General features: G+C 50.0%; 13 protein-coding genes and 5 tRNA genes. 14 read left to right on the top strand and 4 right to left on the bottom strand.

Features of this window, described 5'->3' with window-relative positions:
• Window positions 1–27: 27 nt before the first annotated feature.
• Window positions 28–1,014, top strand: a complete 987-nt coding sequence (locus V4U84_RS17260; RefSeq protein ID WP_334074673.1) for an SIS domain-containing protein — start codon at window positions 28–30, stop codon at window positions 1,012–1,014.
• Window positions 1,015–1,137: 123 nt separating this feature from the next.
• Here the strand turns inward: V4U84_RS17260 and V4U84_RS17255 are convergent, their stop codons facing one another.
• The 3 genes from V4U84_RS17255 to V4U84_RS17245 form a co-directional block, all read right to left on the bottom strand.
• Window positions 1,138–1,782 carry a DUF1349 domain-containing protein gene (locus V4U84_RS17255; protein ID WP_334074626.1) on the bottom strand — a complete coding sequence of 215 codons (645 nt, stop codon included), beginning with the start codon at window positions 1,780–1,782 and terminating at the stop codon, window positions 1,138–1,140.
• A 1-nt stretch (window position 1,783) separates the two neighbouring features.
• Entirely contained in the window at window positions 1,784–1,993 is a 210-nt protein-coding gene (locus tag V4U84_RS17250) for a hypothetical protein (protein ID WP_334074625.1), read from the bottom strand.
• A gap of 103 nt (window positions 1,994–2,096) precedes the next feature.
• Window positions 2,097–2,885: a serine/threonine protein kinase gene (locus tag V4U84_RS17245; protein ID WP_334074624.1), complete on the bottom strand. Its 789-nt coding sequence runs from the start codon at window positions 2,883–2,885 to the stop codon at window positions 2,097–2,099.
• A 272-nt stretch (window positions 2,886–3,157) separates the two neighbouring features.
• Here V4U84_RS17245 and V4U84_RS17240 point away from each other — a divergent pair, with 272 nt between their 5' ends.
• Window positions 3,158–5,545, top strand: coding sequence for a polyprenyl synthetase family protein (locus tag V4U84_RS17240; protein WP_334074623.1), 2,388 nt, complete (start codon window positions 3,158–3,160; stop codon window positions 5,543–5,545).
• 72 nt (window positions 5,546–5,617) lie between these two features.
• Here V4U84_RS17240 and V4U84_RS17235 read toward each other — a convergent pair whose 3' ends face one another.
• Window positions 5,618–6,043 carry a VOC family protein gene (locus V4U84_RS17235; protein ID WP_334074622.1) on the bottom strand — a complete coding sequence of 142 codons (426 nt, stop codon included), beginning with the start codon at window positions 6,041–6,043 and terminating at the stop codon, window positions 5,618–5,620.
• Between the two features lie 175 nt (window positions 6,044–6,218).
• Between V4U84_RS17235 and V4U84_RS17230 the strand changes: the two genes are divergently transcribed.
• The 12 genes from V4U84_RS17230 (at window position 6,219) to V4U84_RS17175 (ending at window position 14,765) form a co-directional block, all read left to right on the top strand.
• Entirely contained in the window at window positions 6,219–6,635 is a 417-nt protein-coding gene (locus V4U84_RS17230) for an Rrf2 family transcriptional regulator (protein ID WP_334074621.1), read from the top strand.
• Window positions 6,636–6,731: 96 nt separating this feature from the next.
• The gene (locus V4U84_RS17225; protein WP_334074620.1) at window positions 6,732–7,595 is read left to right on the top strand and encodes an SDR family oxidoreductase; all 864 of its coding nucleotides are present in this window, start codon (window positions 6,732–6,734) and stop codon (window positions 7,593–7,595) included.
• 283 nt (window positions 7,596–7,878) lie between these two features.
• A complete protein-coding gene (locus V4U84_RS17220; protein WP_334074619.1) occupies window positions 7,879–8,616 on the top strand; it encodes a VOC family protein in 738 nt (245 codons plus the stop codon).
• A 489-nt stretch (window positions 8,617–9,105) separates the two neighbouring features.
• Window positions 9,106–9,306, top strand: a complete 201-nt coding sequence (locus V4U84_RS17215) for a hypothetical protein (protein ID WP_334074618.1) — start codon at window positions 9,106–9,108, stop codon at window positions 9,304–9,306.
• 210 nt (window positions 9,307–9,516) lie between these two features.
• Window positions 9,517–9,591, top strand: a tRNA-Gln gene (locus tag V4U84_RS17210).
• A 1-nt stretch (window position 9,592) separates the two neighbouring features.
• A tRNA-Leu gene (locus V4U84_RS17205) sits at window positions 9,593–9,682 on the top strand.
• Window positions 9,683–9,834: 152 nt separating this feature from the next.
• Window positions 9,835–9,908 (top strand) — tRNA-Glu (locus V4U84_RS17200).
• Window positions 9,909–9,921: 13 nt separating this feature from the next.
• Window positions 9,922–9,996: transfer RNA gene (locus V4U84_RS17195), tRNA-Trp, on the top strand.
• Between the two features lie 11 nt (window positions 9,997–10,007).
• Window positions 10,008–10,090 (top strand) — tRNA-Tyr (locus V4U84_RS17190).
• A 140-nt stretch (window positions 10,091–10,230) separates the two neighbouring features.
• Entirely contained in the window at window positions 10,231–10,803 is a 573-nt protein-coding gene (locus V4U84_RS17185; protein ID WP_334074617.1) for a ribonuclease H-like YkuK family protein, read from the top strand.
• Between the two features lie 126 nt (window positions 10,804–10,929).
• Window positions 10,930–11,388: a GNAT family N-acetyltransferase gene (locus V4U84_RS17180; protein WP_334074616.1), complete on the top strand. Its 459-nt coding sequence runs from the start codon at window positions 10,930–10,932 to the stop codon at window positions 11,386–11,388.
• Between the two features lie 107 nt (window positions 11,389–11,495).
• Window positions 11,496–14,765, top strand: a complete 3,270-nt coding sequence (locus V4U84_RS17175) for a glycoside hydrolase family 44 protein (RefSeq protein ID WP_334074615.1) — start codon at window positions 11,496–11,498, stop codon at window positions 14,763–14,765.
• Window positions 14,766–14,783 lie beyond the last annotated feature (18 nt).

The raw sequence follows: 14,783 nt of genomic DNA, 5'->3' as shown, positions 1-14,783 counted from the left end.
GGCGAGATCATGAGCGTAGCAAATGTATTGACTACAGCGCAGGAGCAAGTGAATCAAATCATTGAGGCCTATAAAGAAAGAGAAATCCGCCGGGTATTTCTGGTGGCTTGCGGCGGATCCTCCGCCTTGATGTATCCGAGCAAATATTTCATTGACCGGGAATCGACCCAAATCACGGCGGAAGTTTACAACTCCAACGAATTTATTTACCGCAATCCCGCAACGCTGGGTTCCGATTCGCTGGTTATCCTTTGTTCCCACAAGGGAAAAACGCCGGAAACGACCGAAGCGGCCAAATTTGCCAAAGGAAAGGGAGCGCTCACCGTTTCGCTGATGTATGTCGAGACCGCTCCATTAGCCGAAGAGTCCGACTTTATTGTAAATTACAGCTGGGCGCCGCCGGGGGAATTGGATCCCCATCCGGAAATCGCCAACTATGCGGTATTGTATCGTTTGACGATGGGGCTGTTGGCTGTTAAGGAAGGAAACAAGAAATACGAGAAGCTGCTAAGCAGCTTGAACAACTTCGGTCAAGTGCTGAAGAAAGCGAAGGAGCAGTCTTTGGAGAACGCCAAAGCTTATGCCCAAGCCTTTAAAAACGAGTCCGTCATCTACACGATGGCAAGCGGAGTGAACTACGGAATAGCCTACTCCTTCGCGATCTGTATTCTGATGGAGATGCAGTGGAAACATTCCCATGCGATTCATGCCGGAGAATTCTTCCACGGACCGTTTGAAATTCTGGATAAGGACGTACCGTTTATTCTTCTGAAAGGGCTTGACGAAACCCGCCCGATGGAAGAAAGAGCGCATAAATTTCTTAAGGAGCATGGCAAGAAACTGTTGATTCTCGATGCCAAGGAATTCGACATGAGTGGAATCGATGAGGAATTGAAAGGATATCTTGCGCCGCTGCTGCTGAACTTTGTTCTTCGCGTTTACGCCGTCGAACTAGCGGCCGCAACCGGACACGCACTTGAAACGAGACGTTACATGTTCAAGGTTCCTTATTAATCCCGTACGCACATTGAAAATAGACAAGAAAAATACAAAAAATGGCTTCCGCTTGCGGAGGCCATTTTTTGTATCATCTTTCGACCTTTCGCCGAAGATTTGACTCAGTCCAGCTTGTTTTTATTAAAGGTACGCCTCATTCGGGTCGTCGCCCAGCTCTTCGAGGATCAAAAAGTCAAATCGGACCTCCAGTTCCTTGCCTTGGGGACTGCAGGCGTACAATCCGGCATAAACCGGGGCACCCGCAGGAAGATCCAAGTGAGCGACGCGGATTTGCGACCAATGCTCTCCATCCCAGGAATAATCGGCATAACTGTTTTGACCGATTTTGGAAATCCGGAAGAACATCTCGATTTCGCCGCCGGAGAGCGAAACGGATTGGGTCGACCAGTCCGAATATCCGCGGTTTGTCACCACCGCTCCGAGTTTTCCGGTCCCTTCCGATATGTACTCCACGGAGGTTTTGATCCATAGATCCTCCGAGAACCGGACCATTAACCCAGCCTGATCGTATCGCGATTTCGGCCGGGCGATGACTTTGGTCGTCATTCTGAAATTATTCTTAGTAGTCGCATATAAGAAATGACCGCTGTCCGCTTGAAAACCGTAGTGAGTCTTTTGCCAAAAGTCCGTGTTCTCCTCGGTATGCAATACAAGCTGGCTAAGTTCCGCATCAATAAACCAGCTTTGAGGCTCGCAATGCCAGGCGAGCCCCTCAGTTAATTGTTGTTTCCGGAAATGTTCGTCCAATAGTAAGGTATTTATCATATTAACTCGAACTGCCCCTTCTGGATTTGTAATAGCCGTGCCCCAGATTTCCGTGACGGTGATGATAGTCGGAGGAGGAGCCCCGGTGCCGGGAATACCCGTGGCTGCTGCTGTACTTTTTACCGTAGTGTTTCGCGGAGCTGCTGTTATGCCTTCGATGATGGCTATGAGAGGAGGAGTGCAAAAGCTTGTCGATCAATTTTCTTAGCATCTTCAACGTCCACCTTTCTTGTTCATAATAATATACTTTAACTTTATTCGGATATTATCACAGATGGAACGGCACCTTCAACTTTTGGTAGATCAGGGAATGTTCATCCAGGGGAGAACTTAAGTCTGCACAAATCTTCTTTAAGTAAAGAAAGGCTAGAATACGGCTGCCGAAGCTTCAGCAAGCGCTCCAGGATCGTTCGAAGTTCCTTGGAGAGGTCCAATTCTTCCCGCCAACTCCGGCCGCTCGTTCCTCCGGCTGCGGTATTGTCCGGTTCATAGGAGGAATAAAGCAAAAACAGCATAAAATGCCCGATGTCAACAAGATCGGCCTGGATTTCTGCGGCTTTGAATTGAGCGGGAGATTGGCGCTTTAAACGAAAACCCTTTCCGGGAGGGGGAACCCGGGGAGGGGGTTCTCCGATCCTTCGGGCCAGCCCAAAATCGATCAGATGCAGGCGGCCATCGTTCACGAGCACGTTCGGGATGCGGAGATCCAAGTGAACGATGCCTTTGCTGTGAATATGTTCCACCAGTTCAAGCAATTTTAGCGTATAACGGACGCAATCCTCTTCGGCCAGCCGCTGGCCTTGATCAAAAATCAAGTCTTCGAACGTATCGCCGCTCAAAAAAGACATGACCAAAAAGGTACCGTTCTTTGCTTTGAACAGGTCAAGGTATTCGGGAATTTGCGGGTGTCTAACGGTTCTCAGAATATCCGCTTCTCTTTCCAATAAACCCGTAGCCCCGAGGCCTTTGCTGGGCCTTGCCTGTTTTACGGCAACGAAGGATCCGCTGATCCGGTCTTTACATTTATATATTAAGCCATAGCTTCCTTCACCAATCAGCTCTTTAACGATATACCGCTCCGCCAGCTTAAGGTTTGCTTCCAAAGGATAATCCCGCCAGGCCATCACAAAAGAGTTTAAATATGAAAATAAGCGCAAGTCCGTTACTCACCTTCCGTTTCCGGGAGTATCACCCGGCGTCTTAAGTAAATTATAGCGTATAACCGCGGGAACCGGCGAATACCTAGACTTTAGTCCAGAAGAAAAAACAGTCCGGAGTCGGTTTTTCATAGGGGTTCGTGTATAATAATCTAGAATAACAACTTTAGATCCTAATCATTTAAATTTTCTATATACAAGCTGAGGGATAACATCGGATGAGCAAAGCGGGAACCCATCAAGCGGAGGCTTGGTACAGGCGGGCCGAGGATAAGGCCGCTCAATATTTTTCGAGACTGCGGGTACAAGTAGAAGAAAAGACCTTTATCCCTGCGCTAATCGAGGATTTTCAGAAGTGGAAAAGGAAGCATGTCCGGACCGGTTCGATGCTGTCCTTTTTTTCACGTGTAAAGAAGCAGCCGGATTCGACAGATTTTCATAGATATATCACTTGGCTGAACTATACCGGAAAACTGGACAGCTATCTGGAACGCAGCATTTCCTATATCTACTTGCGGGATTTGGGAAAAGATCTGAACTCCGATCGGACGAAAGTTAAGGTCAACCGTTTCATCGACGACATGAAGAAGCTGCTTATCGATCCTTCCGAAGCAAAAAAGGGGCGCCAACCGGAATTTATCAGTCTGGCGGCGTTCTACCGGTGGGCTCAAAAGGAAGGCGTAGAAAATGCGGCCATTTGGGTGATCAACAAAATCAAAGGCGTCTCTCCCCGAATCCCCAAAGAGATGAACGCTGAGGAAGCGGAGCGTAAATTGATTAAAATCATCGTTGGCGTCGTCATGCACGCCCTGGATGAAATGGACGAGGTGAAAATTCCTCCTGAAGAACGCTCCCGGAGATTGGATGAGGCCATCCGGCTCGGTTATTTTTACGGGCTAACCTATCCTTTTATCGATGATCTGCTGGATTCCGGGGCATTGCTGGACGAGGATAAAGAACGGTATTCCGCGATCCTGCGCACCACATTGTCCAGCGGTGTCGTGCCGGAACTCGGGGAGTGGACCGGCAATAACCCCGAATTGGTTCGTTTTGTTCATGCCGAGCTTGGGGAGGCTTATGAGTATATCAAAAATTATCAACGTCAGGAGACGCGGGATATTTTTTATGAACACTCTTACGTATTCTTTCATTCCCAGGACGTAGACAGGCTCAAGGATTTAACCGAACCGGGTTATAGCAATGAAGATCTGTATTTGCCCATCATCATCAAAGCCGCTTCCTCCCGGCTGATCGTCCGCTCCGTTCTTAGCGCCCCGAAGGATGAAGGCTTTGATCAGCGGGTGTTTTATTATGGATTGTACAATCAGTTGGCCGATGATTTTGCTGACATGTTCGACGATTTGCGGGACGGAGCGGTTACCCCTTACACCTATTATCTAACCTATCGCCATGAACGGCCCGATTTAATCAACCCGTTTGAATTATATTGGACCGTCATATCTCATCTGATACACCACGTTTATCAATCGGACCCGTTAACGTGCGAGGTCATTCTGGATCGGGCGATCAATGGCTTAAAACGATATCAAAAACGGGTCGGTCAGAAGAAATATAACGAAATCATGGAGATCTTCGCCGCCGGAATGCCGGAATTGAACCGTCTCGTTCAGTTCATGGTCCGAAAAGCGGAGGATGTGGACTTTTTTGATAAGTTGCTGCGTGATCAATTGCTCCTTACAATGAGAACCAGTAACAGGGAGAAGGAAGATTTCCACACTACGATTCAAACAGCGCGCAGGCAAATCAACGAATGGTTGAAGATCCCGAAACCTGAATCTTTGGCGGATGCCAACGGACTGCTGATCGATACGGCCAACTACAGTCTGGAGGGCAGCGGCAAGCGAATCCGGCCCGTACTCTCATGGGTCATGGGGGTAAAAGAATACGGTCTTGACGCTTCCGCCTTAACGCCTTTATTTAGAGCGCTGGAATATATGCACACGGCATCGTTGATATTTGACGATCTTCCCTCGCAAGACAATTCGACTACGCGGCGGGGGAGACCGACGCTTCATCAGGTACACAACAGTGCGATCGCTGAATTGACGGGGATTTACCTTATTCAGAAAGCGATAGAAGAGCAGGCATCTTTGGAGGGCTTTGATCATAAAACCGTACTCCGACTATTGCGGTATTTATCCCGGAAGGCCGGGGAAATCTGTATGGGCCAAGCGATGGATTTGAATTCGAAGGGAAAAGTACTGGCTTTGGAGGAATTAAACACGCTTTGTTTTTATAAAACGGGCATTGCTTTTGAAGTTTCGCTCGTCGCCCCCGCCATGCTTGCACAGGTAAAAGAACCTGAAATCGCATTGTTGAAAAAGGTAGCCTATCATGCGGGAATCTCCTTTCAAATCAAAGACGATTTGCTCGATGGAGAAGGAGATCTTGAATTGCTGGGCAAGCCCACCGGCAAAGATGTGGAAAACAATAACTCCACCTTTGTAACGATTCTGGGACGGGACGGGGCCAGCCAGGCGATGTGGGAGCATTACTGCCTTGCCATGGAAGCGGTGAAGGAACTTCCGCTGAAGACCGGTTTTTTAAAGCACTTGTTGAATTATATCATCGTTCGGGATAATTAGGCTCGACACGAAGAGACGCGAATGAATTTTAGAAAGCGGCCGGGCCGGGAGGCCCGGCTGCGCTTCTCCCGGTTAACGGCGCTGCGTGAAGAGATGGAAGGTAACTCCGAAGCGGTCTTTAACCATGCCGTAAGCCGGGCTGAAATGAACTTGCTGCAAAGGAAAGACGATCTTCCCGCCTTGCGTCAAGGCGTCGAAGAAGTGTCGGGTCGTCACGGCATCCGGTGTTGTAATGCATACTTGGACGGTTTCGTTGTGCTCTGCGGATTTGTCGGTTTCCAGGGAATCAGCCACAAAAAGGTCGGCATCCCCGATTTTTAACACGGAATGGGCTAAACGGTTTCTGAATTCGGCGGGAAGGGGATTTGCGGAGGCGTCCGGCGCTTCCCCATAAGTTTGCTTAAACAACGTCTTGGCTCCCAGAGCCGTTTCATAAAACCGGATGGCTTCCTCGGCTTGGCCGTTTAGCATAATGAAGGGGGTGACTTGAAAAGACACGATAAATCAGCTCCTCGAATAGTGGATATTAACCCGGCTCCTTTTTTCGGATCAGGTTTGTTATCAGTATATCTCCTAATAGTGACAGCTCCTGTCATAGTCCGATGAATATGCGAAAAAAATTGACATTCTCAATAGTGGTAACTATAATGGTTACAACAGGAGGGTGGTTTCCTTGAAACAACTTAGCACGCGTTTTTCTATAGCGGTGCATACCCTTTCCCTAATTGTCGTAAGTCCCGTGGACTGTACAGGAGATTTTATCGCCGGCAGCGTGAATACGAATCCTGTGGTCATCCGCAGAATTATGGGCATGTTAAAAAAGGCGGGGCTTGTGGATGTCCGTCCGGGAGTAGGAGGAGCGGCATTGCTAAGGGGACCGGATCAGATCACGCTCCTTGATATATATCGTGCCGTCAATGTGACGGAAGAGAACCGGCTTTTTCGAATTCATGAGAATTCCAATATTCAATGTCCAGTGGGCCGGAATATCGAGAAAGTGCTGCAAGAGGAGTTGACCGAGGCCCAAACCGCGATGGAGCAAAGGTTGGCACAAACGACGTTGGATCAATTGATCCATAAATTCAACTGAAAATAAGCCTCTTAATGAGGCCTTATTTTATAGATTTGTTGTAACTTACATAGTTATAACAAGAGATATTACAACAATTTATTGGAGGAATGAAATATGAAGATGTTAGTTACAGGCGCCACAGGAAAGCTGGGCAAGAAAGTGGTGGAACATCTGCTGAAGACCGTACCCGCCAATCAGTTGGCCGTTAGCGTCCGGAACCCGGAGAAGGCGGAGAACTTGCGGGCCTTGGGTGTGGACGTCCGTCAAGGCGATTTTGATCTTCCCGAAAGTCTGGATTCGGCTTTTGCGGGAGTGGACCGCATCCTGATCATTTCCGCGGACGGGGACAATGAAACCCGAATCCGTCAGCATGCGAACGCCGTTGAAGCCGCCGTCCGGGCGAAGGTGGGATTCATTGCCTACACCAGTTTGGCGAATGCTCAGGACAGCAAGCTCTTCCTTGCTCCTACACACAAAGAGACGGAGAAAGCCATAATGAAAACGGGGATTCCATACTCTTTTTTACGCAACAATTGGTATTTGGAGAATGAAATGTCGAGCATTCAAGGGGTTTTCGCGGGGGCGCCATGGGTGACTTCGGCGGGTCAAGGTAAAGTCGGATGGGCTTCGCAACAGGATTACGCGGAAGCCGCGGCAGCGGTATTGTCCGGAGAAGGCCATGAAAATACGATCTATGAGCTATCCGGCAAACTGCTCACGCAAGAAGAATTGGCATCGGTGATCGGCGAGGTGCTGGGAAAAGAAGTTCCCGTGCAACAAGTAGATGATGAGACGTATGCGGATATCATGAAACATGCCGGTGTTCCCGACTTCGTCATCCCAATGTTGGTCAGCATTCAACAGGGCATTCGGGAAGGAGATTTGGAGATCCGGAGCGACGATTTCGAGAAAGTGCTTCGCCGGCCGCTAACACCACTGAATGATGTCCTCGGCCAGCTGGTCCGCGAATTGTCCTGATCTGACGGGGTATTTATTGAGCCGCTGCGGCGGACACGGTTGTAAGATAAAGCTGCAAGAAAATCATTTCTTGCAGCTCTTTATTTTTGACAATAATGCCTATCCGGCAGGAAGTAAGAGGGAACCATGGAAGGATGCCCTTGCTTATGGTAGACTTAGATCAAATTTTTGGATTTTATCAGTGTAGAGAATGAAACCAAGGAGTTGAATTCAACTGAAAAACCATGAAAGCGTCATCTTTGAGTCCTCGTCGACTTCCCCTTTAGAGAACCGGATTGCCAGCGTGTTTGTTCATGTTACGGATTTACGGAAATCCGCGGAATGGTACAGCCGTTTGTTAGGCCTTCCGGTTGTGGAGGAGCGGCTTAACGGAGGACCCGTGTATTGGTTTGATTTTGAGGGAACTCACCTGATCCTCGATTCGAATACGGCAAACCGGCAGAATCCAAAGTGGGATGAAGGCATGAGGCCTAGGATGATGTTCAAAACCTCAAATTTGGAGGAAGCTTACCGTTATGTCCAGGAGAAGGGAGAGATCATCCTCGAGCCTGAATATCACGGGACGATGGCCTATTTCAATTTCCGCGACGCCGAAGGCAATGCGCAGATGGTTTGCTGGACCGCTTCTTCGGCCGAGGACATTGAGCTCATGGCGCAAAGCCCGATTTTGCCGAAAATAGGCGGGGTGTTTGTGGACGTGAAGCATATCCCGGAAACGGCACGCTGGTATTCCGATCTGCTGGGCGTCCCGTATGATGCTTCCGCGGCAGGCGGAGCGATATACTCGGTTCCCATGGCTGATGGCGCCGCACTTTTGCTTGATCGGAACCGCTTTATGGATGGCGGTGCAATCACGGAGCTTTTATATTTCGAAACGGAACACTTTGATGCGGCGCTGGAATATATCGCGCGTCAGGGGTTTCAACTGGCGGGGGAGCCCGACTATTTTCCCGATTTGAAGGAAGCGGCCCTGCTGGATCCCGACGGTCATCGCATTATAGTGGCTCAGATAATGAGCTAGGAGGAGAGGGGATCACCGTTTTTATATTTTTTGCTTGACAAAAAACGGGCTCTTGCTTTAATCTGATGAAAATTATGGAAGCTTCGCAGGAAAGGATGTGAACTAGGATGAAAACACGGATGTTTTTCGTTGAAATTCCAAACTTGGAACAGTGGTCCCTTTATGAGGAGAGCCGCTTATTTCTTCGTGCCCTGAATAGATCTTCATCCTCTTCACGCGGAGTGTTCGAAATATCCTCCTGTACTCGTACAGGGACTGCGTAGGCATTCAAAAATATGTCTATATGTTTTGGATATAAGGCCGCTGAGGAAACTCGGCGGCTTTTTTGTATCTATGTTATCGAAAAAAAGTAAAAAAAGGGTTGACATCCAAAAAAACACTGTGATATTATCGAATCAGCAAAACGGTAAAACGTTAAAGCGATAATGTGTGAAAGTGAAACGGGTAACGAAAGTACGACAAATCTACGAAGAAAGGAAGGGATAGGTTATGAAACAGCAGTTAAAATCTCATTACGTCGAGACTATTTTCAATCAGATGCATCCGTCCAATCAAGATTGGCGCGAATGCGAAGTTAGCGAGTTATTGGCCGGCCTGTATGAGGCCTATCTCGAGCCGATCAAGAGTAGCTTTTACGTACCGCGTTTAGTCCGTATCATCCTGAAAAGAGGAGGAACGGTACTGACGTGATTGTGAATTGCGGACCGTTCTGAATCCAGATCCGTAGATCCATAGCTTTGTACGTAAAAGGCTGCTTGCACCTTCGCAAGTGGTCCATTTGTGCTTGCCTTCGTCAGCTCATGAAGTTGAATGAGGCCGGTTCAATGGAACGCTTGGAAGGGGAGTAGTCTTTTTTTGATCCCTATGAGGGAACGTGTGTACCGGTTAATTTCCCAATACTGCCTCTTAGCCAAGCCGGTAAGGCAGCGGCCTTTGAAGCCGCGACCCCAGGTTCGAGCCCTGGAGAGGCAGCCATGCGGTTGTGATGGAATGGCAGACATGCGGGTCTTAAAAACCCGTGAAGCGTTAGCTTCGGTTGTGGGTTCAAGTCCCACCGGCCGCACCAAAAGTACATAACATACGGTTCGCAAAGTGTGAGTCGGTCACTTGTCCGGGTTAGTTATGGTGGTCGAACGAAACACAAGCTGTAAAAAATCAGCGGGAGATAAGCCCGCTCCAAGCCAGGATTTACCGTAGTCCAACAACACAGTTTTACATGGCGTGGTGGTGAAATTGGAGAACACACCGGCCTTTCACGCCGGGATTTGCGGGTTCGAGCCCCGTCCACGTCATATTTCTCCAAATAGGGGTCCATGTCCTCGGCGGCGAGTCTGCCTCCAAAGCAGACTGAGGTGGGTTCGATGCCCACGGCCCCTGCCAATTCTTAATAAGTGCCGATGGGTGAGTGGTTGAAACCGCCAGACTGTAAATCTGGTCCGTGAAAAGAGCGCTGGTTCGAATCCGGCTCGGCACATTTCCGTTCACTTGGCGGCCATAATAACATAAGTATAAAAAACCAACATTGCCGCTCGTTGGGCAAAAATTCGGTCCCGTTCCAGGAACCAAAATCCAAAGCGAAAGGAAGAAGCCAGCCTTGCAGTACAGGTGAATCCCATGAAAAGAAAAATACGACAATACCCATTCATTCATGAAACGACCTTCCGGAATACGACGGAGCAGAATCTGGAATTTAACGACGTGCTGAATCGGATTTCCCGGTTCATGACAGCCGATCCGAGAGGCGTATATGATCTCGTGATCACGACCGACGCACAGACGCATCCGGGACACACCAAATTTGTCACCTACATTGTAGTGTACCGTGTCGGAAGGGGAGCTTGGTTATGCAGCCGTCAGGTAATCTTGCCCCGGGAAATCTATTCTGTCCAGGAGAAATTGTCATTGGAAACCTCCTTCAGTCAGGAAATTGCTGCGCAGTTTGGTTATGAAGAACGAGCCGTCCTCGAAAATATAATCTTGCCGCATATGGAACAAGGCGCGGATATCCGGTTCATCGTAGATATTGACGGCGGCAGCGAACCCAAGAATAAAACCGCTGCCTATTTAGCTGAAATGGTGGGTCGCATTGAAGCGATGGGGTTGATCGCGAGGGTTAAACCGGAGTCGGTAATGGTAAGCATCGCGGACCGCGAAACCAAAAAGCCGTATCCCTTCAAGGTTGTTTAGATTTGAGAACCGCGGCGGTATACAAACTTGAGGCGGAGGCCACGAAATTAGCCATCGCCTCTTTTTTATTGCAATTTTTTCCCCGACCCCGGATGATGGAATTAATAGCTTGTGGAGGGATGGAATATGGAAATCGTCAGGCTGCAGGAAAAGGATATCCGGACAGCGCTCGAGCTGGTATGGTGCGTATTCGAGGAATTCGAAGCTCCGGAGTCTACCGACGAGGGGGTAGAGGCTTTTAAAAAGGTCATCTCATACGAGAATGTGATAGATGGGTTTAGAGAAGAGGAGCTCCACTTTTGGGGGAGTAAGGAAAAAGGGGATTGGACTGGCGTTATAGCCACTTTGGGAGAGAATCATTTATTCTTGCTCTTTGTTAAACGAGAGTACCACCGGCAAGGGATGGCCAACCGGTTGTTCCGCACCGTGGAGGAACGATGCCGAAGCTTCCCTGGTATACAACGGATTACGGTCAATTCTTCGCGCTATGCGGTTCCTTTTTATCGCCGTCTTGGTTTTACGGAGACCGGGATCGAGAGGACGGTCAACGGAATCAGATTTACGCCGATGGAGTTTAGGTTTTAAATTTGGAAATCTGTTACCTGCCATACAAAATCCAAAAAAAGACCGTGCTAAGATGTTCCTCGCGGCAACGCAAACGAAAACTATGAGGAACAGGAGTTGGTTAGGAGTTGAAAAAGGAAATTGCCATACCCGCAAGAAGTCGATGGACCGCGACAGCCCTGGCGTTCTTGATGCTGTTTAGCAGCTTTTTCGCCGCAGAACCGCAAGCGGCCCTGGCGAAAACGGAGGTGACCGCGACGGCGACCGGCGAGAGCGGGGAAGTCCAGCCGGGATCAAGCACGACGATTCAGGTCCATATCACTTCCTCGGAGTCGACCGCTCTAATGCTTGATTTGGGGATCTACGACGCATCCCTGAAGCGGGTCGACCGAATCATTATCGATCCGGTTCACGTCGTGGCCGGTGAAACGAAGACGGTACCGGTCGTCTGGAACATTCCCGCCACATTGGCCCGGGGCGATTATATTGTCAGCTTCGGCGTCTTCGGTTCGGGTTGGAGTTCGAACGTGGATGCGTGGTTCGCCGGAGCGGCGCAACTAAAGGTTGGAGGCGGCGGCACAGGGCCGGTATCGCTCCCGGCGCCAACCGGATTGACGGCCGAACCGCAACAAGCCGCCATCGCTCTGCAGTGGAATTCCGTTACCGGAGCGACGTATTATGAATTGGAAGCGGATGGAGCCGTACTTACTTTAGGTGCGGTTACAAACTACCGGCATACGGGTTTGGAGCCGGATACGCAGCATGGTTACCGCATTCGGGCGAGGAATGCCGAAACGGCCAGCGAGTGGAGCCCGCTTGTAACGGCACGGACACTGTCCGATGTAACTACTCCGGCATCCGACATCAAGGTGGAGGTATCTTCGGATCCATCGGATCCATCCACTTCCATGTTGGGTCCGAATTTTACAGTTACGAATACGGGAAGTCGGCCGATAAAACTGGGTGACCTGAAAGTCCGGTATTATTTTACGGTGGATGACGAAGATATTCCATTGAACATCGGTTTTTGGAGCACGGTGGCAAAAGAAAGCGTGGTTCCGCGCTTTATTACGATGCCGATCCCTTCGGCAAAAGCCGACACGTATTTGGAGCTCGGTTTTAAACCGGAAGCCGGCAATTTGAGCCCGGGCGGATCGGTGATCATCGGGTCGTGGATCTATAAAAAAGATTACCCTAAGTTCGATCAAAGCAATGATTACTCGTTTACAGGCTCGAAAAATTCAATGGTAACGGCAAAAGTGCCCGCCTATTTGAATGACAAGAGAGTGTGGGGCGAAGAACCGGAACCGCTGGATATGCCTTCTTCTCCGACCGGGATCGAAGCAAGTCCTACGGATACGGCGATAACGCTCTCTTGGCAGCCGGTGGATAGAGCGGTTTCCTATGTGGTTAAAGCGGATGGAATCCCGCACGAGGTAGAGGGAACCTCCTTCACTCATGAATGGTTGAGAACGGGAAGCCGCCACACGTACAAAGTGAAGACGAAAACGGCAACACAAGAAAGCGCCTGGAGCGGCCTCGTCACAGTCAAAACGACGGGAGAGCAAGCCATAGCGGCACCCGTGAACATCCGTGCTACCAAAACGGATACATCCATCAAATTGACTTGGGGAGCTCCACCGGACGCGGAAATCACGGGTTATGACATCGAAGTGGACGGTCAAGTATCGGATAATGGTCTCGAGACGTCCTATGCGCACGAAAATCTTGAACCGGGCTCTGCGCATACCTACCGGGTCCGTGCCAAGGAAAACGCTACACTTGGCGCTTGGACCGATCTGCTGACGCAGAACACGACACGGACGCCAACGGGACCGTTCGACGTACGGATCGACGTGGACACGTCGAAGGACCGCGCACCGATCAGTCCCTACATTTACGGCACGAATGACGATTTGACGAACACGGAGAAATGGACCTCCCGCCGTGTCGGCGGGAACCGTTTAACCACCTATAACTGGGAGAACAACGCTTCAAACTCAGGCCACGATGAAAATTATCACAGCGATTACTACGTTGCTCACTACTACGGCGGTGTGCCGTGGAGCGCGAAACCGACGGAGCCGGGGATCGGCATCAGCGGCTTCCACCAAAAATCGCTGCAATACGGTGCATACACGCTCGCTTCATTGCAGATCGCCGGTTATGCGGCGAAGGATGCGGACGGATATGTGCGTGAAGGCGAACAGGCGCCTTCTGCGAGATGGGTTGAAGTGAAGCCGGAAAAAGGCGCACCCTTTGACGTGACCCCGAATCTGAATGACAATGCGGTATATATGGATGAGATGGTGAACTACCTGGTGAAAAAGCACGGGGACGCTTCGGCCAAAACGGGAATTCGCGGATACGAGCTCGATAACGAGCCGGGATTGTGGGTCGATAACCACAAGTATATACATCCTGGACCGGCGGGTGCGGAAGAGGTCTTGAACAAGGGCTTGTCGGCGGCCAAAGCCGTCAAGAAGGTGGATCCGCATGCTGAAATTTTCGGTCCGGCTACCTTTGGCTTCGACGATATGTACAGCATGCAAGCGGCCCCGGATTGGCCGCAGGTGCAAGGCAACTATGACTGGTATCTTGATTATTATCTCGACAAATTCCGGGTGGAACGCGAAAAGCCGGGCGGCAAGCGCCTGCTCGACGTATTGGATATCCATTGGTATCCGGAGACCTCTGCGGGAGGACACCGTATTCAGGAGCTGGAATCCAACAACGTCCTGGAGACAAACCTGGCCCGCATGCAAGCCCCGCGTCAGCTGTGGGATCCGAGCTATTCCGAGTCGAACAGCCGCTTCTTCCTGTTTCACAGTCAGTTTTTTCCGCTGATTCCGAAATTGCGGCAATCGATCGATACGTACTATCCCGGCACGAAGCTCGCCTTTACGGAATATAATTATGGCGCGGAAAACAACGTATACGGCGGGATCGCCCAGGCGGATGTGTTGGGGATCTACGGCAAGTATGGCGTGTACATGGCTCATTTTTGGCGAATGACGGGCGGGGTGGAACCTTCCGCGTATATCACTTTGGCAATGAGACTGTATAACGACTATGACGGCAATCACTCCAAGTTCGGCGATACGAAGGTGAAAGCCGAGACTTCCGATATCGAAAACAGTTCGGTCTACGGGTCCGTATACCGGGACAGCGACGATAACCTGCATCTTATCGTACTGAACAAAAACAATGATTTCGAAATGAACGCGAGCTTTAATATTGCCGGCGGAACCCGCTACAAGTCGGCCCGTGTCTGGGCGTTCGACGGTGAGAACGCGGCGATTACGGAGCGTCAGCCGGTCAGCGATATCGAGAATAACAAGTTTACTTACAAGATTCCGAAACTGACCGCCTGCCATATCGTTCTGAGCACAAATTGAAATATAGGATCCTCGAGC

This window comes from Paenibacillus sanfengchensis, from assembly GCF_036864765.1.
GTDB lineage: Bacteria > Bacillota > Bacilli > Paenibacillales > Paenibacillaceae > Fontibacillus > Fontibacillus sanfengchensis.
The sequence above is the reverse complement of the archived record's forward strand: the minus strand, read 5'-3'. Positions and strand labels throughout refer to the sequence as shown.